Annotated in this window: 20 protein-coding genes; 13 read left to right on the top strand and 7 right to left on the bottom strand. The window is 65.9% G+C overall.

Translation table 11 applies throughout. The annotated features are described in order from the left end of the window. Positions 1-41: 41 nt before the first annotated feature. Positions 42-1220: a delta-9 fatty acid desaturase DesA gene (gene desA / locus B597_RS33060; protein WP_003291894.1), complete on the bottom strand. Its 1179-nt coding sequence runs from the start codon at positions 1218-1220 to the stop codon at positions 42-44. 300 nt (positions 1221-1520) lie between these two features. Between desA and B597_RS33055 the strand changes: the two genes are divergently transcribed. From B597_RS33055 to B597_RS33035, 5 genes are all read left to right on the top strand, one after another. Beyond that, positions 1521-4502 carry a PAS domain S-box protein gene (locus B597_RS33055; RefSeq protein ID WP_003291893.1) on the top strand — a complete coding sequence of 994 codons (2982 nt, stop codon included), beginning with the start codon at positions 1521-1523 and terminating at the stop codon, positions 4500-4502. Between the two features lie 44 nt (positions 4503-4546). After that, positions 4547-4933 (top strand): response regulator, encoded by a 387-nt coding sequence (locus B597_RS33050; protein ID WP_003291892.1) that lies wholly within the window; start codon positions 4547-4549, stop codon positions 4931-4933. Between the two features lie 73 nt (positions 4934-5006). Then, on the top strand, positions 5007-7412 hold the full coding sequence (locus B597_RS33045) for an ATP-binding protein (protein ID WP_003291891.1): 2406 nt from the start codon (positions 5007-5009) through the stop codon (positions 7410-7412). Next, a complete protein-coding gene (locus B597_RS33040) occupies positions 7412-7798 on the top strand; it encodes a response regulator (RefSeq protein WP_003291890.1) in 387 nt (128 codons plus the stop codon). The genes B597_RS33045 and B597_RS33040 overlap by 1 nt, the downstream gene beginning before the upstream one ends. Further along, complete coding sequence (locus tag B597_RS33035; protein WP_003291889.1) at positions 7791-9431, top strand: diguanylate cyclase; 1641 nt, start codon at positions 7791-7793, stop codon at positions 9429-9431. Before B597_RS33040 ends, B597_RS33035 begins: the two co-directional genes overlap by 8 nt. A 102-nt stretch (positions 9432-9533) precedes the next feature. Here B597_RS33035 and B597_RS33030 read toward each other — a convergent pair whose 3' ends face one another. After that, positions 9534-11027: an aldehyde dehydrogenase gene (locus B597_RS33030; protein ID WP_003291888.1), complete on the bottom strand. Its 1494-nt coding sequence runs from the start codon at positions 11025-11027 to the stop codon at positions 9534-9536. Between the two features lie 183 nt (positions 11028-11210). Between B597_RS33030 and B597_RS33025 the strand changes: the two genes are divergently transcribed. Beyond that, entirely contained in the window at positions 11211-12536 is a 1326-nt protein-coding gene (locus tag B597_RS33025) for an omega-aminotransferase AptA (protein ID WP_003291887.1), read from the top strand. Positions 12537-12672: 136 nt separating this feature from the next. On the opposite strand, the gene znuA is transcribed toward B597_RS33025, so the two are convergent. Continuing rightward, positions 12673-13671: a zinc ABC transporter substrate-binding protein ZnuA gene (gene znuA / locus B597_RS33020; protein WP_031323359.1), complete on the bottom strand. Its 999-nt coding sequence runs from the start codon at positions 13669-13671 to the stop codon at positions 12673-12675. 64 nt (positions 13672-13735) lie between these two features. Between znuA and zur the strand changes: the two genes are divergently transcribed. From zur to B597_RS33000, 4 genes are read left to right on the top strand one after another with little or no spacing between them, the layout of a single operon-like run. Further along, positions 13736-14221: a zinc uptake transcriptional repressor Zur gene (zur, locus tag B597_RS33015; RefSeq protein ID WP_003291886.1), complete on the top strand. Its 486-nt coding sequence runs from the start codon at positions 13736-13738 to the stop codon at positions 14219-14221. Next, positions 14218-14991, top strand: a complete 774-nt coding sequence (gene znuC / locus B597_RS33010) for a zinc ABC transporter ATP-binding protein ZnuC (protein ID WP_003291885.1) — start codon at positions 14218-14220, stop codon at positions 14989-14991. The genes zur and znuC overlap by 4 nt, the downstream gene beginning before the upstream one ends. A gap of 8 nt (positions 14992-14999) precedes the next feature. Then, a complete protein-coding gene (gene znuB / locus B597_RS33005) occupies positions 15000-15785 on the top strand; it encodes a zinc ABC transporter permease subunit ZnuB (protein WP_003291884.1) in 786 nt (261 codons plus the stop codon). A gap of 3 nt (positions 15786-15788) precedes the next feature. Then, a complete protein-coding gene (locus B597_RS33000; protein ID WP_003291883.1) occupies positions 15789-16286 on the top strand; it encodes a YgjP-like metallopeptidase domain-containing protein in 498 nt (165 codons plus the stop codon). A gap of 227 nt (positions 16287-16513) precedes the next feature. On the opposite strand, the gene katE is transcribed toward B597_RS33000, so the two are convergent. Further along, positions 16514-18649, bottom strand: a complete 2136-nt coding sequence (gene katE, locus B597_RS32995; RefSeq protein ID WP_003291882.1) for a catalase HPII — start codon at positions 18647-18649, stop codon at positions 16514-16516. 265 nt (positions 18650-18914) lie between these two features. Here katE and B597_RS32990 point away from each other — a divergent pair, with 265 nt between their 5' ends. Genes B597_RS32990 through B597_RS32980 form a run of 3 tightly spaced genes read left to right on the top strand, consistent with a single transcriptional unit; the run spans position 18915 to position 21431 of the window. Continuing rightward, entirely contained in the window at positions 18915-19922 is a 1008-nt protein-coding gene (locus B597_RS32990) for a methionine ABC transporter ATP-binding protein (protein ID WP_003291881.1), read from the top strand. Continuing rightward, positions 19922-20599: a methionine ABC transporter permease gene (locus B597_RS32985; RefSeq protein WP_003291880.1), complete on the top strand. Its 678-nt coding sequence runs from the start codon at positions 19922-19924 to the stop codon at positions 20597-20599. The genes B597_RS32990 and B597_RS32985 overlap by 1 nt, the downstream gene beginning before the upstream one ends. Positions 20600-20657: 58 nt before the next feature. After that, positions 20658-21431, top strand: a complete 774-nt coding sequence (locus B597_RS32980; RefSeq protein ID WP_003291879.1) for a MetQ/NlpA family ABC transporter substrate-binding protein — start codon at positions 20658-20660, stop codon at positions 21429-21431. Between the two features lie 359 nt (positions 21432-21790). Here the strand turns inward: B597_RS32980 and B597_RS32975 are convergent, their stop codons facing one another. The 3 genes from B597_RS32975 to B597_RS32965 form a co-directional block, all read right to left on the bottom strand. Next, positions 21791-22405, bottom strand: coding sequence for an eCIS core domain-containing protein (locus B597_RS32975; protein ID WP_003291878.1), 615 nt, complete (start codon positions 22403-22405; stop codon positions 21791-21793). Between the two features lie 79 nt (positions 22406-22484). After that, on the bottom strand, positions 22485-24554 hold the full coding sequence (treS, locus tag B597_RS32970; protein WP_024161910.1) for a maltose alpha-D-glucosyltransferase: 2070 nt from the start codon (positions 24552-24554) through the stop codon (positions 22485-22487). Next, positions 24535-26169 (bottom strand): Na+/proline symporter, encoded by a 1635-nt coding sequence (locus B597_RS32965; protein ID WP_003291877.1) that lies wholly within the window; start codon positions 26167-26169, stop codon positions 24535-24537. The genes treS and B597_RS32965 overlap by 20 nt, the downstream gene beginning before the upstream one ends. Positions 26170-26173 lie beyond the last annotated feature (4 nt).

The following is a 26173-nucleotide window of genomic DNA, read 5'->3' as shown; positions in this document are numbered from 1 at the left end:
TTCCGGGCGGCGCTACGCCCGGTGCTTGAGCCGATCGAAGGTCATGCGGGGACGGCGCAGGGACGCAGGGAATAGGTTCGCAGATGCTCGGCGAATTCGCGCAGGGACTGGATACCGCTGAGCTCGGCCTCCTGGACCCACTGCTTGATCGCCACCAGCATGTCATGGCCATTGGAGCTGGTTCGCGTCCAGATCTGCTGCAGGGCCAGACGCTTCTCGTAGATCACTTTGAGCGCCTGACTCTGCGCCAGCATGACGTCGATATGCGCCTGCTGTTCCTGTTGCAGCAAGCTCGGCTCGCGGGCCAGCAACCGCCTGGCCAGGCGCGGCGAGGCATCGGCGCGGCCCAGCTCCTGGCGCACCAGCGGCACGATCACCAGCTTGCGGTACTGCGCCATGATCTGGAAGCGGTTGTTGAGGATCGCCATGGCGCTGTCCATGTCCAGCTGCTGCTTGCCCTCGATACGATGGGCGATGGGCGCGGTGCGGTTTACCTTGGCCAGACCGAACAGACTGAACAGGCGAATCCAGGCCCAACCCATGTCGAATTCCCATTTACGTACCGAAAGCTTGGCCGAGTTGGGATAAGTGTGGTGGTTGTTATGCAGTTCCTCGCCCCCAATGACGATGCCCCAGGGCACCAGGTTGGTCGCCGCATCGCGGCATTCGAAGTTGCGGTAGCCGACGGCGTGCCCCAGGCCATTCACCACGCCAGCCGCCCAGAACGGAATCCAGATCATCTGCAGCGCCCAGACGCTCAGGCCGAGGGCACCGAACAGCGCCAGATCGATCAGCAGCATCGATACGATGCCGGCGTTGGGGAAACGCGAGTAGAGGTTGCGCTCGATCCAGTCGTCCGGGCAGTTCTTGCCGTAGATGCGCAGCGTCTCGGCGTTCTTCGCTTCGGCCATATACAGCTCGGCGCCCTTGCGCAGCACGGTGGCCAGGCCCTTGTGCCGCGGGCTGTGCGGGTCGTCGGGGGTTTCGCACTTGGCATGGTGCTTGCGATGGATCGCCGTCCACTCGCGGGTGTTCATCGCCGTGGTCAGCCACAGCCAGAAACGGAAGAAGTGCTTGAGCGCCGGATGCAGCTCCAGCGCGCGATGCGCCGAATAGCGATGCAGATAGACCGTGACGCTGACGATGGTGACGTGTGTCAGCAGCAGCGTGGTCGCGATGAGTTGCCAGACCGACAGGTCGAGTAAACCGGTGTGCCACATGGTAACGGGGTGCCTCATGGAGAACGGCGCGCCGACGAGACTTTCGTCCGCGTACGCCTGTTCGCAGGCTATCACTACCCCGCCGTGAATACAGGAAAGAACCTGACCGACTGTCTAATATCCACCTGCTTTGCTTAGCCCAATAGCACGGCAAGCGCTACGCTTCACGTGCTGCGCCGTGTCGATCCGCCGTCCGCCAGGACGACTGCTGTTTCGGCCCTACTGGCGCAGAGCTATCATGGCTTTTTTCCCTGGAAAGTTGCGGCTCATGCAAACGTCGTATGTCGAGCGCAGCACCTCATGCCCCCGGCCGGCCTGCCAATGAACACGGGTATTTCCGCGCCCCGCTGGATCTTCGCTCTGGGCAGCCTGTTGCTGCTCGTGCTGTTCGGCGGCCTGGCATTCAACGACTACCGCGCGCGCGACACGGCCTGGCATGTCGAAGTCGAGACGCATGGCGAGCTGCAGAGCCTGGCGCTGCAAAGCGCGCAACTCAGCCAGCGACGGCAGGCCGACATGGTCGCCACCGCGCTGGCCGGCAACGCGGAAGTGCTGCGCCAGGTGCGCCAGATCGACAGGGCGCTGCGCCGCGGCCTGACGCTCGATGATCCACGTGTCGAACGACTGCGGCAGCGCCTGCGCTCGACGCTGACCCCCGCGTGGGACTCCATGCAGCGGCACCAGGCCATGCAACTGCAGTTGTTCTGGGGCGAGGCCGGGGTTGCCCTGCTGCGCATGCAGCAGCCCGAACGCTTCGGCGACGGGCAGGCGACGCAACGGCCGATGCTGCAGCGGGCACTGCGTGACGGCACGATGCAAACCGGGCTGGAGGTCGACGCACTCGGCGCCAGCAGTCGCGCCATCATTCCGCTGCGCAGCCTGGACAACCAGGCCGGCTCGGTGATCGGCGCCCTGGAGGTAGGCTACAGCGTACTGCCGGCACTGCCCGACCTGAGCGATCAGCTCGCCGCCGGGCTGGCGCTGCTGGTCAATCGCCGGGCGCTGCAGGCCGCGCAGTTGGAAACACCCAGCGGCGTCCAACTGAGCAACGACAGCGGCTGGCTGCTGATCGGGCATTCGGCGACGCAGATCCTGCACTGGGCGCAGCAGGGCATGCTGCCGGAGCCGGAAAGCGGCATGGCCTTGCGCCTGCTGAATGCCGGTGGGCGAACCTACATGCTCAATCAGATCCCGCTGCAGAACGAGCGCCAGGCGCAGCCATCGCAACCGCCGCTGACTGCGGCGCTGGTCTGGCGCGACATCAGCGTCATGCAGCAGGAACACCAGCACGCCGAACACCGGCTGCTGATCAAGTGGAGCCTGGCCTGGGTGATCGCCGAAGTACTGCTGCTGATGCTGGCCGTGCTGCTGCACCGTCGCTTCAGTGCACAACAACAGCACCAGTTCGTGCAGCAGCAACTAGGGCGGCGGCGGCAGCGCCTTCTGGTTCGCGCGCAGAAGATCGCCAGCCTGCTGCCAGGCGTGGTATTTCAGCTCAAGCGTTTTCCCAGCGGCCGCTACGCCTTCCTGTATGTCAGCGAAGGCGCCCGCGAGCTGTATGGCATCGCGCCGCATGAGTTGCTCGAGGACGCGGCGCGAGCGCTGGCTCATGTTCAGCCGCAGGACCTGCCACGGCTGAAGGCGGCACTGCTGCGCCTGGCCGTGCGCTCGGGTACCGGCTCGGTCGAGTTCCGTCTCCAGCATGCGCAGCGCGGCCTGCTCTGGGCCGAGGGCCGCGCAACGGCCGAGCGGCTGCCGGACGGCACGGTGCTGTGGCACGGCTTCATCACCGAAATCACCGAATTGATGGAGGCCACCCGCGCCTTGCAGAAGAGCGAAAGCCGCTTCCGCACCATGGTCGGCAACCTGCCAGGGGTGGTCTACCGCTGCCGCAACGACGGCCAGCGCCGCATGAGCTATCTCAGCGAAGGCATCCAACGCCTGACCGGCTACCCGGCCAGCGACTTCGTCGGCGAAGGCAGGCGCAGCTACGTCAGCCTGATTCATCCGGACGATCTGCCGCTGGCTCAGCAGCATCCCGACCAGGACAGCTTCGAAAGCATCTACCGACTGATCAATGCCGAAGGCCGGACCGTCTATGTGCGGGAAAAGGCCCGCGTGCTGCGCGAGCGCGACGAATCGGCCGGCTGGTGCGACGGCTTCCTCTGGGATGTGACCGATCAGGTGCTGGCCAAGGAAGAGATGCAGGCGCGCGAGCGCTACCTGAGCATGCTCATCGACAATGTGGTCGACGCGATCATCATCATCGACGCACGCGGCATCATTGAGACCTTCAATCACGCCGCCGAGCAAATCTTCGGTTACAGCAGCGCGGAGGTGCTGGGCCGCAACCTGTCGATGCTTATGCCCGAACCCGATCGTTCCGCCCATGATGGCTACCTGCAAAACTACGAGCGTCGTGGCACGTCGCAAGCGCTGGAGCAGAACCGCGAGCTGACTGCCGTGCGCCGCACCGGCGAAACCTTCACGATCGAGTTGCGCGTCTCGCAGATCAGCCACCATGGCGAGCACAAGTTCATCGGCCTGGTACGCGACATCACCGAGCGCAAGCGCATCGAGCGGATGAAGAGCGAGCTGGTGTCCATCGTCAGCCACGAACTGCGCACCCCGCTCACCTCGATTTCCGGTGCGCTCGGACTGATCGTCGGCGGCGCACTGGGCGAGCCGCTGCCAGCCATGCGCCAGATGCTCGGCATCGCCCACCAGAACAGCCTGCGCCTTGGACGTCTGGTGGGCGATCTGCTGGATATGGATAAGCTGGTCGCCGGCAAGATGGCCCTGGATCTGCGCGTGCACTCACTGCCGGGGCAGGTACAGCAGGCGGTGGCTGCCAATCAGGGCTATGCCGCCAAGCACGGCGTCGAGCTGGAACTGCTGCAGGTGCCCGATGTGCAACTGGTGGCAGACGACGACCGGTTGCAGCAGGTGCTGGCCAACTTCATCTCCAATGCGGTCAAATTCTCGCCGCGCGGCGGCAGCGTCTCGCTCGGTGCCGAGCAGCGCGACGCCTGGGTTAGAATCTGGGTACGCGATCAGGGGCCGGGAATCGACCCCGAGTTCCATCGACGGATATTCCAGAAATTTTCCCAGGCTGATTCCTCCGATACCCGTCAGAAGGACGGCACGGGCCTGGGCCTTGCCATCAGCAAGGAGCTGATCGAACACATGCACGGCCGGATCGGTTTCGACTCCGAGCCTGATCAGGGCGCCTGCTTCTGGTGCGAACTGCCAGTCGCACCAGCCGTGCAGGATCAACCCTGATGCCTGCGTAACGGCGCAACTTCAGGCAAACCCACGGAGGCACAATGACCGAACTCAGGCGCATCCTGCACATCGAAGACGATCCTTCGATCCAGGCGGTAACCAAACTGGCGCTGGAGGCGATCGGCGGCTACGAGGTGCTGTCCTGTTCCTCGGGCGCCCAGGCGCTGGAGGAAGTCGAAGCCTTTGCGCCCGATTTCATCCTGCTGGACGTGATGATGCCGGACATGGACGGCCCGCAGACCCTGCTCAAGCTGCGCGAGCGAATCGACCTGGAGCGGATTCCGGTAACATTCATGACCGCCAAGGTGCAGCCGAGCGAGATCGAGCACCTGCGCAAGCTCGGCGCGCGCGACGTGATCGTCAAGCCATTCGATCCGATGCTGCTGGCCGAGCAGATTCGCGACATCTGGCTTACCGACCAATACTAACCAGGTCTGCTTAAGCCCTGTCGTGACTCGCTCCGACCTGGACGCCACCCACAGAACTCGCAAGGCACCGACGATGGAGTCACCGCAAGCAAGCCCGACGCCATGCCCCGCTCAGCCGCGAGAGCTGTCGCGCCTGGCGGCTCTGCTTCGCTACGAGATCCTCGACACCCCGGAGGACAGCGCCTTCGATGACTTCACCGAGCTGGCCGCACAACTGTGCGGCACGCCCATTGCGCTGATTTCCCTGGTCGACGACCGACGCCAGTGGTTCAAGAGCCGCGTGGGTCTGGATGTCAGCGAAACCCCGCGGGAAATCTCCTTCTGCACCCACACCATCCTCGGCCAGGACATCTTCGAAGTGCCGGATACGCTGCAGGATCCGCGCTTTCGCGACAATCCCCTGGTCGTCGGCGGTCCGCAGATCCGCTTCTATGCCGGCACCCCCCTGACCTCCCCGGACGGCCACAACCTGGGCACGCTATGCGTGATCGACCGCCAGCCACGCCGACTCAGCGCCGAACAGCGCGGCATCCTCGAGCGACTCGGACGCCAGGTGATCCGCCTGTTCGAGCAGCACCTGCAGGCCCACCGGCATGCCGAACAGGCGGCGCTGCAGCAGGCCATCCTCGACAGCGCCTCCAGCGCCGTGCTGGTGACCCGGGCCGACGGCATCGTCACCCGCGTCAACCCGACCGCCGAACGCCTGCTCGGCTACAGCGAGCGAGCGCTGCTCGGGCACCCACTGACAGCGGCGCTGTTCCGTTCCGAGGACCTGCAGCGCCGTGCAACGCTGCTCGCCAGCGAGCTGCAGCTGCCGATCGAGCCGGGTTTCGCCGTGCTCACCGCGCCGCTGCACCGCGGTCGGCGCGACATGTCCGAATGGCGGCTGCGCCACCAGAATGGTGCCGAAGTCCCCGTGCTGCTGGGCGTCACCGCGATTCATGACGAGCAGGAGCAACTGCGCGGCTATCTGGTCAACGCCTACGACCTGGCTCATCAGGAACAGCTGCAGCTGCGCCTGCAGCAGATCGCCGCCCAGGTGCCGGGCATGCTTTTCCAGTTCCACTGGCGGGGCGATGGGCCTTCGTGCTTTCCCTACGTCAGCGAGGGGGTCGACCAGATCTACGGACTGAGCCCTGGGCAACTGGCCAGCAGCCTGGCTCCGATCATCGGCCGGGTCCATCAAGCCGACCGCAGCGGGCTGCTCGCGAGCATCCGCCAGGCGGCGGGCAACCTGACGCCCTGGCACTGCGAACACCGCATCGATCACCCGCGCAAGGGCCTGATCTGGGTCGAGGCGCGGGCCACGCCGCTGCGGCAGGTAGATGGCTCGGTACTCTGGCATGGCTTCGTCAGCGACATCACCGCGCGCAAGGCCGAACAGCTGGAACTGGACAGGCAACAGGAGATGAACCGCCGTCTGCTCGAGGCACTCAGCGAGGCGGTCATCGCCTGCGACGCCGAGGGCAATCTGACCCTGTTCAACGACAAGGCCAAGCACTGGCATGGCGCAGACGCCGAGCCGGGCCCGCCCAGCGAATGGGCTGCCCGCTACCAGCTGTACCGCGCGGATGGCGTCACCCCGCTGCCGCCCGACGAGATACCGCTGCGGCGCGCCCTGCGCGGCGAACATGTGATCGACCACGAAATGGTTCTGCTCGCGCATGGCACGCCACGCTACGTGCTATCCAACGCCGACCCGCTGCATACCTCCAACGGCCAGCCCCTGGGCGCGGTCGCCGTGATGCACGACATCACCGAGCGCAAGCGGATCGAGCGCATGCAACGCGAGTTCATCTCCACCGTCAGCCACGAGCTGCGCACGCCGCTGACCTCCATCACCGGCGCGCTGGCACTGATCTGTTCGAATGTCATGGGCGAGGTGCCGGAGCAGGTGCACGAGCTGCTGGACATCGCCCAGCAGAACAGCCAGCGGCTGAGCGCGCTGATCGACGACCTGCTGGACATGGAAAAGCTGAACGCCGGCAAGATGCGCTTCGATCTGCTCGAGCAGCCGCTGCAACCGCAGCTGGAACTGGCCCTGCGCAGTAACCGCAGCTATGCCGAACGCCATGGCGTGCAACTGCATCTGGGCGACTGCCCGGCGCAGCTGGTGGAGGTGGACGCCATGCGCCTGCAGCAGGTGCTTAGCAACCTGCTGTCCAACGCCGCGAAGTTCTCGCCGCCGGGCGAACGTGTCGAGTTGTCCGGGCGCGTGCGTGACGGGCGCATCCGAGTCAGCGTCCGAGACCGGGGGCCGGGAATCCCTGCCGATTTCCACGATCGGGTCTTCCAGAAGTTTGCCCAGGCCGACTCGTCCGATAGCCGCCAACAGGGCGGAACCGGGCTGGGGCTGGCGATCAGCAAGGAGCTGATCGAACGCATGGGAGGCCAGATCGGTTTCGAGTCCGCCCCAGGTCAGGGCGCCTGCTTCTGGTTCGAATTGCCCGGCCAGGGACAGGTCAAGGAGAGTCCATGATGAAACAGCTCAAGCGCATCCTTCACGTCGAGGACGTACCATCGATCCAGGTGGTGACCCGCATCGCCCTGGAAAAAATCGGCGGTTTCGAGGTACTCAGCTGTCCGTCCGGCCAGGCCGCGCTCGAGCAGGTGCAAGCCTTCGCCCCGGACCTGATCCTGCTCGACGTGATGCTGCCGCAGATGGACGGCATCGAACTGGTGCGCCAGCTCCGCGATCTGGTCGATCTGCAGCAGACGCCGGTGGTGTTCCTCACCGGACACCTGCAGCCTGAACGGCAGCAGGAGCTGCGACAGCTGGGAGTGCGGCAGGTATTGAGAAAACCTTTCGATCCGCTGCAACTGGCGGACCAATTGCAACAGGTCTGGGAGGCCGAGCATGGATGATCGAACGCGCCTGGCTCTGCAGGAACAGCTTGTCCAACTCGAGCGCCAGTTTGGCGAGCGGCTGCAGGCCGACCTCGCGGATCTCGCCGCGTTCGCGCTGAACCTGCAGTCGAACCGCGCCACCGGCCAGCGCCGGCAACTGATGCTGGGCATTCGCGAACGCCTGCATCGCCTCGCCGGGGCGGCGGGCACCTTCGGCTTCGCCAGGCTTGGCGAGCGTGCCAGGCGGCTCGAGCAGCGCGCCGATCGCTGGCTGGACTCGGCCAAGCCCGGCAGCCGTGCAGCGGACGCCTTCGCCCGCGCGCTGCTGCAGTTGGCCAGCGAAACACCGGGGCAAGCGAGCGAAGGTATGCCGGAGCTGCCGGAGCATCACGACGAGCCGGCACCCGGCTGCCGCATCTACCTGCTCAAAACCGATCCCGTCGCCGGCGCCAGCATGGCGCTGACCTTGCGCAACTTCGGCTATCTGGTCAGCCAATGGCGCGACTTCGCCGCCCTGCAAGAGGCCGTGGCCGCCGATCCGCCCGATGCCATGATCGTCAGCGTGCAACACGACAGCGAGTTCGAAGCGCTGGCCGCGTTGCAGCACGGTCTGGAGCAACCGCTACCGTTGCTGGTCATCCATGATCGGACCGACTTCGCCAGCCAGCTGGCCGCGGTGCGCGCCGGCGCCCAGGGTTTCTTCACCCGGCCACTGGACACCACCCAGTTGGAAAACAGCCTGGAGCGCTGCCTCGATCGCCAGCAGGGCGAGCCTTTCCGCGTACTGATCGTCGATGACGATGCCGAGCTGGCGGCTCGCTACAGCCTGGTGCTGCGCAACTCGCAGATGCAGGTACAAACGCTGGCCGAGCCGACCCACGTGCTGGAGACCATGCGCAACTTCAACCCGGAGGTACTGCTGCTGGACGTCAACATGCCGGACTGCTCGGGTCCGGAACTGGCGCAGATGATCCGCCTGCACGACGAATGGCTGCGGGTGACGATCATCTATCTCTCGGCGGAAACCGACATCCATCGGCAGATGGCCGCACTGCTCAAGGCCGGAGACGACTTCATCACCAAACCGATCAGCGATACCGCACTGGTCGCGTCGGTCTACTCCCACGCCCAGCGCGCCCGTTCGCTGAGTACCGCGCTGGCGCGCGACAGCCTGACCGGCCTGCTCAAGCATGCGGACATCAAGGAGCAGCTGGCACTGGAAGTTCACCGCGCGACGCGCAGCGGCAAGCCGGCCAGCGTGGTGATGCTCGACCTCGATCACTTCAAGCGGGTCAACGATACCTACGGCCATGCCGCCGGCGACAATGTGATTCGCGCCCTGGCCAATCTTCTGCGCCAGCGCCTGCGCCGTATCGACAGCCTGGGCCGCTACGGCGGCGAGGAATTCGTCGCGGTATTGCCGGAATGCTCAGCGCAGCAGGCCAGGCGTATCTTCGACGAGATTCGAGAGCGCTTTGCGGCATTGAGCTTCAACGCCGGCGAAAGCCATGAGTTTCAGGTGACCTTCAGCGCCGGCATCTGCGAAACCAGCGGACAGCTCGCATCCGGCGTACTGCTCGAGCGCGCCGATCAGGCGCTGTACGCAGCCAAGCATGACGGCCGCAACCAGGTACGGGTCGCCGGGCACTGAGTCGCGGCAGCGCCGATGATCAGCGCGACCACTCGACGGGCTCGAGAGCGCCGGCCAGCCTGCCGCTGCCCGCGCTTTCCTCGCTCAGTGCCGGGCGGCGCGCTACAACTGGATCCAGGTCGCCTTCAGCTCGGTGTACTTGTCGAAGGCGTGCAGCGACTTGTCGCGGCCGTTGCCGGACTGCTTGAAGCCGCCGAACGGTGCGGTCATGTCGCCGCCGTCGTACTGGTTGACCCACACGCTGCCAGCCCGTAGGGCCCGCGCCGTACGGTGCGCCTTGGACAGGTCGGCGGTCCACACCGCAGCAGCCAGGCCATAAGGGGTGTCGTTGGCGATCGTGATCGCTTCTTCGGCGCTGTCGAAGGTGATCACCGACAGCACCGGGCCGAAGATTTCCTCCTGGGCGATCTTCATCGCGTTGCTGACACCATCGAAGATGGTCGGCTCGACGTACAGTCCACCGGTTTCCTCCAGCGTACGCTGGCCGCCGATCAGCACCTGGGCACCGGCCTCGCGGCCGGCGTCGATGTAGCCGAGCACGGTGTTCAGCTGCTGGGTATCCACCAGCGCGCCGACGTTGGTCGCCGGGTCCAGCGGGTTGCCGGGCTTCCAGCCCTTGAGCGCCTCGACCACCATGGGCAGGAAGCGCTCCCTGATCGAACGCTCGACCAGCAGGCGCGAGCCGGCGGTGCATACCTCACCCTGGTTGAAGGCGATGGCGCCCGCCGCCGCCTGCGCCGCCGCCTGGAGATCGGGGGCGTCGGCAAAGACGATATTCGGGCTCTTGCCACCCGCCTCCAGCCAGACGCGTTTCATGTTCGACTCGCCGGCATAGATCATCAGCTGCTTGGCGACCCGGGTGGAGCCGGTGAACACCAGGGTATCGACGTCCATGTGCAATGCCAGCGCCTTGCCGACGGTGTGACCGTAGCCCGGCAGGACGTTGAGTACACCGGCCGGGATGCCCGCCTCGATCGCCAGCTGGGCGATGCGGATCGCCGTCAGCGGCGATTTCTCGGACGGCTTGAGCACCACCGAGTTGCCGGTGGCCAAGGCCGGGCCGAGCTTCCAGCAGGCCATCATCAGCGGGAAGTTCCACGGCACGATGGCCGCCACCACACCCACCGGCTCGCGGGTCACCAGGCCGAGCTGGTCATGCGGCGTGGCCGCCACCTCGTCGTAGATCTTGTCGATCGCCTCGCCGCTCCAGCGCAGCGCCCGCGCCGCACCGGGAATATCCACCGCCAGGGAATCGCCGATCGGCTTGCCCATGTCGAGGGTTTCCAGCAGCGCCAACTCCTCGCGGTGGGCCTCCAGCAGGTCGGCGAAGCGGATCAGCACCGCCTTGCGTTTGGCTGGCGCCAGGCGCGCCCAGCTACCCGCCTCGAAAACCGCCCGGGCACTGGCCACCGCTCGGTCGGCATCGGCCTGATCGCAGCTGGCGACCTGGGTCAATACGCGCCCGTCCACCGGGCTGATGCAGTCGAACTGGCCGGCGTCCGCCGCCGCGCAATATTCACCCTGGATAAAGGCGCGACCTTCGATGTGCAGGTCACGGGCACGCTGTTGCCAGTCGGCGAGGGTCAGGGTGGGCATGGTGCATCCTCTCTCAGGTCTTCGGGCTGTGAAAAAGGCACCCTAAACCAGTGGTGCGGACCCTATCAATATTTTTTACGAACGGCCGGCCATTCGCCTTGTTTTGTGCGTTTTATTAAACATAGACTCGGTGAAAACGCTGCGGCACCGTCGCAGCCTAGTCGCTCGACGCCGGAGCCAGCCATGACCCAGGATTTTCACCCCAATGCCTCGCCCGAACACTTCTGGATGCCCTTCACGGCCAACCGCCAGTTCAAGTCCAGCCCACGCCTGCTGGAAAGCGCCGAAGGCATGTATTACACGGCGAGCGATGGTCGCAAAGTGCTCGACGGCACCGCCGGGCTCTGGTGTTGCAACGCCGGACACGGGCGCCGTGAAATCAGCGAGGCGGTGAGCAGGCAGATTGCCAGGATGGACTTCGCCCCCACCTTCCAGATGGGTCATCCGCTGCCCTTCGAACTGGCCGAAAAGCTCAGCAGCATCAGCCCCGAAGGCCTGAACCGGGTGTTCTTCACCAACTCCGGATCGGAGTCGGCGGATACGGCCCTGAAGATCGCCCTGGCCTACCAGCGCGCCATCGGCCAAGGCACCCGTACCCGCCTGATCGGCCGGGAGCTGGCCTATCACGGTGTCGGTTTCGGCGGCATGTCGGTGGGCGGCATGGCCAATAACCGTCGCGCCTTCGGCCCGATGCTGCCGGGCGTCGATCACCTGTCGCACACCCTCGATCTGCAACGCAACGCCTTCAGCAGGGGCCTGCCGCAGCACGGCGTGGAAAGGGCCGACGAACTGGAGCGCCTGGTGACGCTGCATGGCGCGGAGAACATCGCCGCGGTGATCGTCGAACCGATGTCCGGCTCGGCCGGGGTGATCCTGCCGCCAGTGGGCTACCTGCAGCGCCTGCGCGAGATCACCGCCAAACACGGCATCCTGCTCATCTTCGACGAAGTGATCACCGGCTTCGGCCGTGTCGGCGAAGCCTTCGCCGCCCAGCGCTGGGGCGTGACGCCGGACATCCTCACCTGCGCCAAGGGCCTGACCAACGGCGCGATACCGATGGGCGCGGTGCTGGTCGCCGAGCACCTGTTCGATGCCTTCATGAACGGCCCGGAAAGCGTCATCGAGTTCTTCCACGGCTACACCTACTCCGGGCACCCGGTGGCCTGCGCGGCAGCGCTGGCGACGCAGGAGATCTATCAGCAGGAGAATCTGTTCCAGAAGGCCATCGACCTGGAACCCTACTGGCAGGAAGCCCTTTTCAGCCTCAGGGACCTGCCCAACGTGATCGACATCCGCACCGTCGGACTGGTCGCCGGGGTGCAGTTCGCCCCTCATGCCGACGGCGTCGGCAAACGCGGTTACGAAGTGTTCCGTGAGTGTTTCGAGAAGGGCCTGCTGGTGCGCGCCAGCGGCGACACCATCGCCCTGTCGCCAGCGCTGATCGTCGAGAAGGCCGAGATCGAGCGGATGATGGAACTGCTCGCCGACGGCATTCGCAAGGCCGGCTGAGCGTTAGCCGGCCTGACGGACCGTCCTCGCCGTGTTTGCAGGGAAACCCGGTGGGCTGAAGCCCACCCTACAGGCGCGGCGGTGGACGTTTCCGTAGGGTCGGCTTCAGCCCACCAATGCCATTGGGGGCGCGGCGTCAGAGCGAATCCAGGCAGTCGGCCAGGGTGTTGCCGAGGCCCTCGAGCAACTGCTCGTAGCCCTGGGCATTGGTCGCCAGGCCGACGCCCAGCACGTCCAGCTCAGCCATCTTCACTGGCAGCCCGGCGGTCAGCGTGTCGGCCAGGCGCGGACGCGCCGGCGGCTCGCTGAATACACAGCTAGGGCCGGCCTGCTGCAGCCGCTCGCGCATCGCAGCGACATGTCGCGCCCCCGGCTGTACCTCGCCACCGGCGCTGAACACACCAGCGTGTCGCAGGCCGTAGGCCGCCTCGAAATAGTCGTAGGCCTCGTGAAAAACGAAGAACGGCTTGTTCTGCATGTCGGCGAAGCGCTGTTTGAGCCGTACGTCGAGCGCTTCGATGCGCTGGGCGAAGGCCGCGATGTTGGCCCGATAACGCTGGGCGTTGGCCGGGTCGGCGGCGGCAAGATCCGCGGCCATGCGCTCGGCGATCACCAGGGCATTGGCCGGCAGTAGCCACAGGTGCGCATCGAGCGTGCCCGGGCGGTGGTCGTGGTCGTGTTCATCGGCATGGGCGGAGTGATCATGCCCGTCATGCCCGTCGTGATCGTCGTGATCGTCGTGATCGTCGTGATCGTCGTGACCGGAATGTTCTGCTTCGGCATGCTCGTGCACTTCACCGAAGCGACGCAAGGTCAGTTTCGGCAGGTCCTGCACCGCTACGGTAGCGCCCTGGCGAGCGTTCAGTGCCTGCGGCAGGAAGCTTTCCAGATCCGGGCCGATCCAATAGAACAGTTCGGCATCTCGGATGCGCCGTACGTCGGACGGGCGTAATGAGTAATGATGCGCCGATGCGCTGGCCGGCAGCAGCACATCCGGCTCGCCGACGCCGTCCTGCACCGCAGCAGCGATCAGCTGCAATGGCTTGATGCTGGTCAATACGCGAACTTCGGCCTGGGCGGAGGTGGCGCCGGCGAGCAGCGCAGCCAACAACGGAAAGGAGCAAAGACGTTTCACGGGGCATCACTCGAAGGGGAGAATTGGTACATAATAACGTCTCCACCTCAACACGTCGCTGCCCATGTCCAAGACCCCGCTGGCCTGCACGCCTCACGATCACGACCACTGCGTCAGCCACGCGCTGGCTGAAGCCGACAGCCTCTGCACGCGTCAGGGTGTGCGCCTGACCGCCCTGCGCAAGCGCGTGCTGGAGCTGGTCTGGCAAAGCCACAAGCCGCTCGGTGCCTACGACATCCTCGCCGTGCTGAGCGAGCAGGACGGCCGTCGCGCCGCGCCACCGACCGTCTATCGGGCGCTGGATTTCCTCCTGGAGAACGGTCTGGTGCATCGCATCGCATCGCTCAACGCCTTCATCGGCTGCAACCACCCGGAGCATCCGCATCAGGGCCAGTTCCTCATCTGCCGTCACTGCCACACCGCCATCGAACTCGAGCAGCCGGCGATCGCCGAAGCCATCGTTGCCGCTGCCGGCAGCGTGGGCTTCACGGTCGAGGGCCAGACCGTCGAAGTGGTCGGTCTCTGCGCGACCTGCCGGGACGCCGCATGAGCGAGGTACTGCTGCGGCTGGACGACATCCATGTCCGCTTCGCCAACCAGAACGTCCTGGAAGGTGCGCAGTTGCAGGTGCATCGCGGCGAGATCGTCACCCTGATCGGCCCCAACGGGGCCGGCAAGACCACTCTGGTGCGTGCCGTGCTGGGCCTGCTCAAGCCCGACCATGGCCTGGTCTGGCGCAAGCCGAGGCTGCGCGTCGGCTACATGCCGCAGAAGCTGCATGTCGATGCCACCCTGCCCCTGTCGGTGCTGCGTTTCCTGCGCCTGGTGCCCGGCGTCGATCGCGCCCGCGCACTGGCGGCGCTCGACGAAGTGGGCGCCGAGCATGTCATCGACAGCCCGCTGCAGAAGATTTCCGGTGGCGAGATGCAGCGCGTACTACTGGCCCGCGCGCTGTTGCGCGAACCGGAGCTGCTGGTGCTGGACGAGCCTGTGCAGGGCGTCGATGTCGCTGGCCAGGCCGAGCTGTACCGACTGATCGGCGTACTGCGGGACCGTTACGGCTGCGGCGTGCTGATGGTCTCCCACGACCTGCACCTGGTGATGAGCGCCACCGATCAGGTGGTCTGCCTGAACCGCCACGTCTGCTGCTCGGGACATCCGGAACAGGTCAGCAGCGACCCGGCCTTCATCGAACTGTTCGGCCAGGATGCCCGCAGCCTGGCGATCTACCACCACCAGCACGACCACAGCCACGACCTGCATGGCAGCGTGGTGACCGGCAAGCACCACGTCCACGGCCCGAACTGTAAACACGGATAGCCCGCGCAATGCCCGATTTCCTTCTCAACGCGCTGCTCGCCGGCCTCGCCCTGGCCCTGGTCGCCGGCCCGCTCGGTTCCTTCGTCGTCTGGCGGCGCATGGCCTATTTCGGCGACACCCTCTCCCACGCCGCGCTGTTCGGCGTCGCCCTCGGGCTGATGCTCGACGTCAACCTGACCCTGGCGGTGACCGTCGGCTGCGTGCTGCTCGCCTTGCTGCTGGTCACGCTGCAGCAGCGCCAGCCGCTGGCCTCGGACACCCTGCTCGGCATCCTCGCGCACAGCACGCTGTCGCTGGGCCTGGTGTCACTGAGCTTCATGCAGGACGTGCGCATCGACCTGATGGGCTACCTGTTCGGCGATCTGCTGGCGGTGGGAACGGGCGATCTGGCCTGGATCATCGGGGGCAGTGCACTGGTCCTGCTGATGCTGATTCCGCTGTGGCGACCGCTGCTGGCAATCACCGTGCATGAGGAACTGGCCAGGGTCGAAGGGCTGCCGGTGGCGGCGATCCGCCTGGCGCTGATGCTGCTGATCGCCGTGGTGATCGCCGTGGCGATGAAGATCGTCGGTGTGCTGCTGATCACCTCGCTGCTGATCATTCCCGCCGCTGCCGCGCAGCGCCATGCGCGCACGCCGGAGCAGATGGCCTTTGGCGCAAGCCTGTTGGGCATCGTCGCGGTGTGCCTGGGGCTGACGCTGTCCTGGTTCAAGGACACCCCGGCCGGGCCTTCCATCGTGGTCAGCGCCGCCGCGCTGTTCCTGCTCAGCTTCGCCTGGCCTCGCAGGACCTGAGCTGTGACCGATCTCAAGTACCTGCGCGGCTACCCCGAGCCATTGCTGACCCAGGTGCGCCAGCTGATTGCAGAGGACCGTCTTGGCGATTACCTGCAGCGCCGCTATCCCGGCCGTCATGAGGTGCAGAGCGACAAGGCCCTGTACGGCCACGTGCAGGCGCTCAAGCAGGAGTACCTGAAAAGCACGCCGCCGATCGACAAGGTGCTCTATGACAATCGCTTGGACCTGACCCACCGCGCCCTCGGCCTGCATACCGCGGTATCACGGGTGCAGGGTGGCAAGCTCAAGGCGAAGAAGGAAATCCGCGTCGCCGCGCTGTTCCGCGAGGCGGCACCGGAATTCCTGCAGATGATCGTGGTACACGAGCTCGCTCACCTGCGCGAGAGCGAGCACAACCGTGCCTTCTACAAGCTGTGCGAGCACATGCTGCCCGGCTATGGGCAGATCGAGTTCGACCTGCGCCTGTTTCTGCATTGGCGGGAGCTACAGGGCAACTGACGTCGAGCCGGCAAGCGGAGCCCACATTCGAGGCTGGACCCTGCGATCAGGCAGCAAACCGCGCCACGGTGGGCTAAAGCCCCCTACGGTTGAGGGCCGCACAACCGCGCCGGATGCGACTCGATTGCACCCGTAGGGTGGGCTTCAGCGCACCACTGGTGCGCCACGCCATGCGACGTGCCTGGCACCGCGTGGATGGCGTCTCGGCCATCCACCCTACGGCCACCCTACGCCGGGACCGCCTCCGCCGCTGCCTCGCGCGCCCAGACCCGATGCTGGCCGAGTGCTTGAGCGAAGTTGCCGAACACGCCGTCCACATCGTCACCTTCCAGCAGCCCGGCATCAGCCTGCAGTGCAAGTGACGCCAGCAGCGGACGGGCTGCGCCGAGCACGACGATGGGCTTGAGGTGCTTGTAGGCTTCCAGCACGTAATGCTTGGCCTCGCCGGACTTGGTCATCGCCGCAGCCGCCTGCTCGCCGCCGGGAATGAAGATCGCGTCGAACATCACCGATGGCATGCCATCCATCGCGGCATCGACCGGCAGCATCTGCCCGTCGCCAGTCTTCACCGGAGCCGGCGACGGGCCGATGATCTTGGCCAGCGCGCCGTGCTCGGCCAGCTTGGCCTTGAACGCATCGATCGCCGCGCCATCGACGCCGTTCGCCACCAGGATGGCGACCTTGCGCGACTTGATATTGCCCGGCACGTGATTCATCAGGCTCAACGCCGGCGAGTTCTGCGGCGTCGGCGTCTTCGGCGCCACCGTCGGCGCGCTCGGTGCCGGCAGGCCAAGGTTCTCGGCTACACGACGGGCCAGCTCCAGGTCGATGTTGGCGAGGATCTCGTTGACCTGGCGCTCGCGGATGAACATCCGTTCGACCTTGCCCAGCTCGAAGGTGTAGGCGCCGATGATGTGCTCCTTCTCCGGCGCGCTCATGCTGTTCCAGAACAGCGTGGCCTGGGAGAAGTGGTCGCCGAAGGATTCGCTGCGGTTGCGGATCTTGTGGCCCTCGACGCGCTCGGGGTAGCTCTCGAAGCCGCCGCCCTTGGCGGCCGGCGGGGTTTCCTTGGGCCAGCCGGCGTCGACGGAATTGGGCTCGTAGTTGGCGCGGCCCTTGTGGATCGTCTGGCGATGAAAGGCATCGCGCTGGTTGTTGTGAAACGGACACAGCGGACGGTTGATCGGGATCTCGTGGAAGTTCGGACCGCCCAGGCGCAACAGCTGGGTGTCGGTGTAGGAGAACAGCCGGCCCTGCAGCAGCGGGTCGTTGGTGAAGTCGATGCCCGGCACGATGTGGCCGATGTGGAAGGCCGCCTGCTCGGTCTCGGCGAAGAAGTTGTCCGGATTGCGGTTGAGGGTCATCTTGCCGAGCTTCTGCACCGGCACCAGCTCCTCGGGGATGATCTTGGTCGGGTCGAGCAAGTCGAAGTCGAACTTGTGCTCGTCGGCCTCCTCGACCACCTGCACGCCCAGTTCCCACTCGAAGTAGTCGCCCATCTCGATGGATTCCCACATGTCGCGACGGTTGAAGTCCGGGTCCTTGCCGGCGATCTTCAGCGTCTCGTCCCAGACCAGCGAAAACGCGCCGGCGACCGGCTTCCAGTGGAACTTGACGAAGCGGCTGACGCCCTCGGCATTGATCAGGCGGAAGGTGTGCACGCCGAAGCCTTCCATCGCCCGGTAGCTGCGCGGCAGGGCACGGTCGGACATGGTCCAGAGCACCATGTGCGCCGATTCCGGGGTCAGCGAAACGAAGTCCCAGAAGCTGTCGTGGGCCGACTGCGCCTGCGGGATCTCGTTGTGCGGCTCGGGTTTGACCGCGTGGACGAAGTCCGGGAACTTGATCGCATCCTGGATGAAGAACACCGGCATGTTGTTGCCCACCAGGTCGAAGTTGCCCTCGTCGGTGTAGAACTTGGTGGCGAAGCCACGGACATCGCGCACCGTATCGGCCGAGCCGCGCGAGCCCTGCACGGTGGAGAAGCGCACGAAGACCGGCGTCTCCTTGCCTTCGGCGGCGAGAAACGAGGCCTTGGTCAACGCGCTGTGGTCGTCATAACTGACGAACACGCCATGCGCCGCTGCACCGCGGGCATGCACGATGCGTTCGGGAATGCGCTCGTGGTCGAAGTGGGTGATCTTCTCGCGCATGATGAAGTCTTCGAGCAGCGAGGGGCCACGGTCACCGGCCTTGAGGGTGTTCTGGTTGTCGGCGATCTTCACGCCCTGATTGGTCCGCAGCGCCTCGCCGGTGGCGTCGCTACGAAACGTCTCCAGCTGGTCGAGCTTGGCGCTATGGTTCGCGCGATCGACGGTATCGGTGCCGGCGAGCTCGCTCTGTTTGGGGGTCTTGTCCGTCATGATGGGCCTCGGTTAGCGGGTGAGCTGGACCGCGAACGATCGGACCGCGAGCGGAACCTGATGCGTGATCGATTCACGGCGTACCGGTTAGTGACCGCCGCAACCCCCGCAAGGTTGCCGCCTGCGACGATTTGCATTGCCTATGACGGCGATATATTCAGCCAATCGAAACAGTGCGGGCGAGCGACCCCGGGGCCAAACGGGTAGAATGTCGGGCTTTCGCCGATTATCCCGGCAAGCAACGTCGCACCCACAAGGTTCGCCCGTGATCGAATTCCATCAAGTCCACAAAACCTATCGGACCGGCGGCAGAGACGTCCCTGCCCTGCAGCCGACCCAGCTGGAGATCGCCTCCGGCGAGGTGTTCGGCCTGATCGGCCACTCCGGCGCCGGCAAGAGCACGCTGCTGCGCCTGATCAACCGCCTCGAGGAACCCTCCGGCGGGCGCATCCTGGTCAATGGCGAGGATGTCACCGCGCTGGATGCCGACGGCCTGCGGCGCTTTCGCCAGCGCGTCGGCATGATCTTCCAGCACTTCAACCTGCTGATGTCCAAGACCGTGGCGGACAACGTCGCCATGCCGCTGCGCCTGGCCGGCAATCACTCGCGCAACGAAATCGACGGACGGGTCGCCGCCCTGCTCGAGCGCGTCGGCTTGCAGGATCACGCGCGCAAGTACCCGGCACAGCTTTCCGGCGGCCAGAAGCAGCGCGTCGGCATCGCCCGGGCCCTGGCCACCGAACCAAGCATCCTGCTCTGTGACGAGGCCACCAGCGCGCTCGATCCGCAAACCACGGCATCGGTGCTGCAGCTGCTGGCGGAGATCAACCGCGAACTGAAGCTGACCATCGTGCTGATCACTCACGAGATGGATGTGATACGCCGCGTCTGCGATCGCGTCGCGGTGATGGACGCCGGTGCCATCGTCGAGCAGGGACCGGTCACCGAGGTATTCCTGCACCCCAGGCACCCGACCACCCAGCGCTTCGTGCTGGAAGACGAAGCCATGGACGAAAGCGAGCTGCACGACGATTTCGCCCACGTGCCGGGCCGCATCCTGCGCCTGACCTTCCAGGGCGATGCCACCTACAAGCCGCTGCTGGGCACCGTCGCCCGCGAGAGCGGCGTCGACTACAGCATCCTTTCGGGTCGCATCGACCGTATCAAGGACACACCCTACGGCCAGCTCACGCTGTCGCTGATCGGCGGCGACATGGACGCGGCAATGGCCCGCCTGCAGGCGGCCGACGTGCATGTGGAGGTGCTGCGCTGATGGAACCCTTGTTCGGCTCTTTGTTTACGAACGTCGACTGGTACGAGATCTGGCTGGCCACGCTCGACACGCTGCTGATGCTCGGCGGCTCGCTGCTGTTCACCATCCTGCTCGGCCTGCCGCTGGGCGTGCTGCTGTTTCTCAGCGGCCCGCGCCAGCTGTTCGAGAACGGCCCGCTGTATGCCGTGCTGTCGCTCGTGGTCAACGTGCTGCGCTCGCTGCCGTTCATCATCCTGCTGATCGTGATGATCCCGTTCACCGTGCTGATCACCGGCACCTCGCTGGGCGTCGCCGGTGCCATTCCGCCACTGGTGGTGGGCGCCGCGCCGTTCTTCGCGCGCCTGGTGGAAACCGCGCTGCGCGAGGTGGATCGCGGCATCATCGAGGCGACCCAGGCGATGGGCGCGACGACGCGGCAGATCATCTTCAGCGCATTGCTGCCCGAGGCGCGCCCGGGCATCATCGCCGCCATTACCGTCACCGCCATCACCCTGGTGTCCTACACCGCGATGGCCGGTGTGGTGGGTGCCGGCGGCCTCGGCGACCTGGCCATCCGCTTCGGTTACCAGCGCTTCCAGACCGACGTGATGGTGGTCACCGTGGTCCTGCTGCTGGTGCTGGTGCAGGTGCTGCAGAGCGTCGGCGACCGGCTGGTCACCCATTTTTCGCGCAAATGAACCGCAACGAGGGCGAACGAGCCTTCGCCTCCCGCTCAATTCACGAAGGAACCGAACGATGAAGAAACTGATTGCCGCCCTGGCCGCCGTCGCGGCATTTTCCGCCCAGGCCGCCGAAACCCTGACCGTCGCTGCCACCGCCGTGCCGCATGCCGAGCTGCTGGAGTTCGTCAAGCCGCAGCTGGCCGAGCAGGGCGTCGAGCTGAACGTGAAGGTCTTCACCGACTACGTGCAGCCGAACATTCAGGTTGCCGAGAAGCGCCTGGACGCCAACTTCTTCCAGCACCAGCCGTACCTGGACGAGTTCAACAAGGGCAAGGGCACCGAGCTGGTCAGCGTGGCCGGCGTGCACATCGAGCCCTTCGGCGCCTACTCGAGCAAGGTCAAATCGCTGGACGAATTGCCCGACGGCGCCACCGTGGTCATCCCCAACGACGCCACCAACGGCGGCCGCGCCCTGCTGTTGCTGGCCAAGGCCGGCGTGATCAGCCTCAAGGACGGCGCCGGCATCACCGCCACCGTCAAGGACATCGCCGAGAATCCCAAGCGCATCAAGATCCGCGAACTGGAAGCCGCGACCCTGCCGCGCGTGCTGACCCAGGTCGACCTGGCGCTGATCAACACCAACTACGCGCTGGAAGCCAAGCTCAATCCTACCGAGGACGCGCTGGTGATCGAAGGCAGCGACTCGCCCTACGTCAACATCCTCGTCGCCCGTGCGGACAACAAGGACAGCGACGCCATGCAGAAACTGGCTGCCGCGCTGCACAGCGAACAAGTGCGCCAGTTCATCGAGGAAAAATACAAGGGCGCCGTGGTCCCGGCTTTCTGAGCCTGGCCGCGCAACCTGCGACAGAAGCCCCGCCTCGGCGGGGTTTTTTGGTTTCCGGCTGGCGTTATTGGTGGGCTGAAGCCCACCCTACATCGCTGAAGAACATTGACCCCAGGTCAGACCGTCGCGGAACGATGCCTGCCACCCTACCGGCTCTTGAAGCCTCTACGTAATGGGCATACCGCGAGCTGAACTGATGTTGGCCAGAAGCCCGACGAGGCTTCCTCGAACAGGCCTGATAAATAGATGCAACCGGGTTGCGGTGTTCAAAGAGCAGAAGGTTGACAGGTGGGGGCGAGTCCATACATAGGGTGGGCTTCAGCCCACCAATTTGCACCAACCGCACCGGCAGCACCCGCTCAGCGCTGCTCATCCGCGAGCTGTAACGCCTTCTCCACCTCGCGCTCCAACGCATAGGCCGGGCGTTCCACGGCAAGGAAGTCGTGCGTGTAGCGCCGGGCGAATTCGGCGACGCCCCATTCCTGGTACTGCTCGACGTGCTTGAGCTCGTGAGCCCAGAGCGCGACGTTGTCCTGCGCATCGCGCTCGTGCCGGAAGACGATGACGTCGATCAGGGTAACGGCGTTGACGTCCGGGTTGCGCAGCAGGGTGTTGCCGGCATTCAGCGCCACCTCGTCGCCGACGCGGTAGTGCGCGCTCTCCAGCACGGCCAGCTCGAAATACGGTTCGAGCTGCGAGCGGACATGCAGCGGCAGCGGCGCGACGCCGCCGGCCACCAGACGATCCCGCGATTGCTGAATCCAGTTCTGCAGCGCCAGCGCGGCCATGCGCTGCAGGCGGCCGTACACGGCCTGGGTATCGGTGGCCGAGCCGGGCACGCAAAGGCAGCTGCCACTCAGGCAGATCGGTTGCTGGCCGGGCAGGCAGGTGGTCTGTGCCGAAGCCGGAGTGCCGGCCCATGCCATACATGCGAGCAGCAGACAGAGGCGGCGAAGAAGCGGGGTGAACGACACGCGAAGTCCTCGAAGGCGAGGACGAGCCCCGGGCCGGCGCGCACTATAGCCGCCTGCCCGGCGCTCGCGAAGAGGCCGCTCAGATCACCGGCGACGCGGCACTCACCACGCGCAGCGCCAGGCCTTCGTAGGGATCAAGGTTGAGCACCAGCTCGCAGTTCTCGGTAAGGTCGCCTTCGACCCGCTCGTGAATGATGTCCACCACCGGGCCGGGCGCCACGCCGGGCAGGCAGACGGTTTCGCTGATGGTCTCGGCGCTGAAGTTCAGCGCGGTGATCTGCACGCCTTTGCCGGCCGGCAGTTCGTGGACCATGACCAGCAGCCCCGGCGCCTGCACATCGGCAATCAGGATCTGCTTGCTCGCGGCGATGTCGTAGGCCTGGCGCACGCTGAGGATGCGCTTGAGCTGGCAGGCGAACGAACCTGTGGTCTGCAGTTGCTCGACCAGGCTGCCGTACAAGGCGCGGGCTTTCGGCAAACCTTCAGCGGACGTGGACGCCTCGGGTGCCAGGTCCGCCAGATCATAGCCGCCACGGTTGATCCAGCGGGTATCGCCGTCGCCCATCAGGTGCTCGACCTGCTCGGCCGGCAGCGGCAGGGCGCCGACCAGGTCCCAGCCGGAGAGGGCGAACACGCCGGGCTGCATGGCGTTGAACATTACCAGCAGGATATGCAGGCGCTGGATCTGCTCGACTTCGGCCGGGCCGATGGCGTCCAGATCACGGATGTTCAGCGCCGCCGCGATCACGCTGGCGGTGGTGCAGGCCACACCGTTGGTGACGAACTTGAGGTTGTAGGGCGCGTGCTCGCCGGTCAGCCGTTCGTACAGCTCCTCGCGGATCAGCTCGCGCAGGTGCCCGCCGGGCAGGGTCTGCCCCTTGTAGTGGTAGTGGTCGTAGGCATGCAGCGTCCAGAAGTGCACCAGCTCCAGGGTCAGTTCGTCGTGGTTCTGCAGCGCATGGATCAGCGAGGCCGGATCGATGCCGAACGCGTGCACCTCACGCAGCATCATGCGCAGGAACTCGGTGTCACCGGTAAGCAGCGCATGGTGATAGGCCGGGCGGGTGATGAAGTCGTAGGACAGGTCGGCGCCGCCGTGCGACATGGCGGCGATATCGTCGATGGTCAGGTTCAGCTCCTGGAAGCTGAAACCGCCGGCCTTGCGGATCGCGCCGGCCAGCAGCTGGTTGCCGGTGACCGACAGCGGATGGCCCTCGGACCAGGCGGTGCCCTCGGCGCGCCGCTCGACACCGAGGAAGCCGTTGGCATCCAGGCGCAGCACCCGTGCGCCGGCGACGTCGATGGCATGCAGGGCATCGCCGATGATCAACTGCTGGGCGGCGAAGGTCGGATCGAGCCAGTTCAGCGATGGCTGGCCCTCCTTGAAATAGTGCAGGTAGACCCAGCGCCGCACCTTGCCGTCGACCCCGGTGATTTCGCCGGTGACGCTCCAGTCGGTGTCCTTGATGCCGGGCTCGAAGAAGATCACCCGCTGCAACTGGCCGACGATGTAGTGCTTTTCATGCAGGCGGTCGACCACTGGCGGCTCGAGGTTGACCGAATCGCGCCCTGGCGGCACATCGGGCAACAGCGCCCAGTCCTCTTCGCGGATCTCGACCATGTGGTAGAGCCCGGGGTAATCGCCGTAGGCCATTTCCGCGAGGCGGAAGTCGGCGCCCTTGCCGGTGTGCGCCGGGACGATGTCGTCGATGACGATGGCGTTGTGTGCGGCGGCGACGCGGCTGAGCCGGAGCATCTGCTCTTCGGTGCCCAGCTTCGGGTCGATATCGAAGCTGATGCGGTCGAAGTTGCCGTCGATGGTCGGCGTGAACTCGCGACCGCACAGGCCGCCGGAACGCTTCATCGGGCCGTTGTGGATGCCCTGCACACCCAGCTCGGAGAGCGCGCTCCACAGGCGATCGTCACCCAGTGCTTCGAGCACCGTCCCGCCCTCGGGGGTGATGATGGCCGCCGGGTAAGCGGTGAACCACACCGAACCGATGGCGCTGGCATCGCGCGGACGCGCCAGGGCATAGGGCCGCTGCCAGAGCCGCGCCTGACCGGCGTAGAGGCGCGACCGCTCGCGCGCTGCCTGCAACATGGACTGCTCGACCAGCCACTGGATATAGCTATCGTCTGGGGTGCTCATTCGACGTCGGTTCCCGCTGTGCTAAGGGAAATGTTGTCGTTTGAGTCGGCTGCTCCGGCATCGTTGCATCGGATCGCCCGGGCGCAGCGAGCTTTGCCAGCCGCGACGGCTGAGCTGGGCGCGCAGCCCTTGCCCTGGCACGCCGTGGCCGACCACGCAGCCGACGCCAGCCCAGCAGCACGCCACTGCTGGCGATCACCAGCATGCCGCCGCTGAACGCCAGCAGCAGGCCGTCACGCAGCAGTGGCCGTTGCAGCAATGGCGGCCAGTCCCAGCTGTGCAGCAGCTTGAACAACCAGCGCACCGCCCGTCGGCGCTGGTCGAGCTGTTCGATGACGGTGCCGCTGTAGGGATCGAGGTGCAGCCAGGTAGCGGCCGGATCGTCGAAGCGCACCCGCAGCATCGGCAGCCGCCGCGGCAGATGGCTGTAGAGGCTCGGTTCGCTGCGGGCGTAGTAGTGGAAGTCTTCCTGCTCCAGCCACTCGAAGCGCAGATGCTGCTCCGGCCAGGCCTCGCGAGCCATGCGCTCCAGCGCCTCGCGTTCCAGGCGCACCTGCGCCGGCGTCGCGGATGCTATGGGCAGGATGCGCGTTTCGCCGCCCGCATCGGTACCGAGCAGGTAAGGCTGATCACCGAGCGTGTGCCACTGCAGTTCCACCGGCGCGATGCCGGCCTGCTGCAGGCGGGCGAGCGCAGGCGCCAGATCCAGGTCCACCATCTCGGCGTTTAGCGGCACCTGACGCAGCACGCCCGCGTCAATGGTCGAATGCTTCTCGAACAAACCCCAGGGCTCCATCGACAGCATGCCGCTGGCCAGCCAGACCAGCAGCGCCACCCCGCCCAGCAGCCCGCCAACGTGATGCACGCGGCCGGCGCCAGTCGGGTAGGGCGAGTGCGAGCCGTTGCGGTAGCGACCGGCGAAGCGCCAGCGCAACAGGCCGATCAGCATGCCCAGCAGCACCAGCACCGCAGCCAGCAGCGCGCCATAGACCAGTGCCACTGACCACATCGGCTTCGGCAGCGCTTCACGCAACGGATAGAGCCAGTGCAGCCAGGCCCCCAGCAGGTTCCAGGCGCGCTCGTGGGCCGTGGCGTCGCGCACCACCAGCCCGGTGTGGCTGGAGACGTACAGAAGGTGTCCCGCGGCATCGTCCGCCTCCACGCGGTACAGCGGGCGCTCGCGGTCCAGGGCATGGTTGCGCGTCCAGGCATCTTCCTCGACCCGACCGAGCAGTTGCACCTTGGCACCCCCTGCGAATTGCCGCGCGCTGGCCAATGCTTCGGTCGCGCCGATGCGTTCGATCCGTCCCCCGCTGCGCGCATCGACCGCCAGCAGCGGGCCGTCGCCGTAGTCCAACAGGTAGCGCGGCGAGCCACCGGCGCTGGTCAGACGCAGGCTGAGCGGCGTACGCGGGTCAGCGCTGGCGGCAAGCGCTGCAGCCGGTGCGATGCAGCAATCGGCACTCAACGGCTGCAGGCGCGACAGGTGCTCCTCCGGGGTCAGCTTGGGATAAGCGACGAAGAGCATCACCACGCCGCTGACGATCCAGAGCAGGACGAACAGGCCCAACCCGATGCCCAGCCAACGGTGCGCGAGATACAGATAGCGCTTCATGCCG

Origin of the sequence: Stutzerimonas stutzeri KOS6 (genome assembly GCF_000307775.2) — a bacterium.
Taxonomy (GTDB): Bacteria; Pseudomonadota; Gammaproteobacteria; order Pseudomonadales; family Pseudomonadaceae; genus Stutzerimonas; species Stutzerimonas stutzeri_B.
The sequence above is the reverse complement of the archived record's forward strand: the minus strand, read 5'-3'. Positions and strand labels throughout refer to the sequence as shown.

Excerpts from the sequence above, each read along its gene's own strand:
- desA (WP_003291894.1), bottom strand. The coding sequence starts at position 1,220 with ATGTGGCACACCGGTTTACTCGACCTGTCGGTCTGGCAACTCATCGCG.
- B597_RS33055 (WP_003291893.1), top strand. The coding sequence starts at position 1,521 with ATGCCCCCGGCCGGCCTGCCAATGAACACGGGTATTTCCGCGCCCCGC.
- B597_RS33050 (WP_003291892.1), top strand. The coding sequence starts at position 4,547 with ATGACCGAACTCAGGCGCATCCTGCACATCGAAGACGATCCTTCGATC.
- B597_RS33045 (WP_003291891.1), top strand. The coding sequence starts at position 5,007 with ATGGAGTCACCGCAAGCAAGCCCGACGCCATGCCCCGCTCAGCCGCGA.
- B597_RS33040 (WP_003291890.1), top strand. The coding sequence starts at position 7,412 with ATGAAACAGCTCAAGCGCATCCTTCACGTCGAGGACGTACCATCGATC.
- B597_RS33035 (WP_003291889.1), top strand. The coding sequence starts at position 7,791 with ATGGATGATCGAACGCGCCTGGCTCTGCAGGAACAGCTTGTCCAACTC.
- B597_RS33030 (WP_003291888.1), bottom strand. The coding sequence starts at position 11,027 with ATGCCCACCCTGACCCTCGCCGACTGGCAACAGCGTGCCCGTGACCTG.
- B597_RS33025 (WP_003291887.1), top strand. The coding sequence starts at position 11,211 with ATGACCCAGGATTTTCACCCCAATGCCTCGCCCGAACACTTCTGGATG.
- zur (WP_003291886.1), top strand. The coding sequence starts at position 13,736 with ATGTCCAAGACCCCGCTGGCCTGCACGCCTCACGATCACGACCACTGC.
- znuC (WP_003291885.1), top strand. The coding sequence starts at position 14,218 with ATGAGCGAGGTACTGCTGCGGCTGGACGACATCCATGTCCGCTTCGCC.
- znuB (WP_003291884.1), top strand. The coding sequence starts at position 15,000 with ATGCCCGATTTCCTTCTCAACGCGCTGCTCGCCGGCCTCGCCCTGGCC.
- katE (WP_003291882.1), bottom strand. The coding sequence starts at position 18,649 with ATGACGGACAAGACCCCCAAACAGAGCGAGCTCGCCGGCACCGATACC.
- B597_RS32985 (WP_003291880.1), top strand. The coding sequence starts at position 19,922 with ATGGAACCCTTGTTCGGCTCTTTGTTTACGAACGTCGACTGGTACGAG.
- B597_RS32980 (WP_003291879.1), top strand. The coding sequence starts at position 20,658 with ATGAAGAAACTGATTGCCGCCCTGGCCGCCGTCGCGGCATTTTCCGCC.
- treS (WP_024161910.1), bottom strand. The coding sequence starts at position 24,554 with ATGAGCACCCCAGACGATAGCTATATCCAGTGGCTGGTCGAGCAGTCC.
- B597_RS32965 (WP_003291877.1), bottom strand. The coding sequence starts at position 26,169 with ATGAAGCGCTATCTGTATCTCGCGCACCGTTGGCTGGGCATCGGGTTG.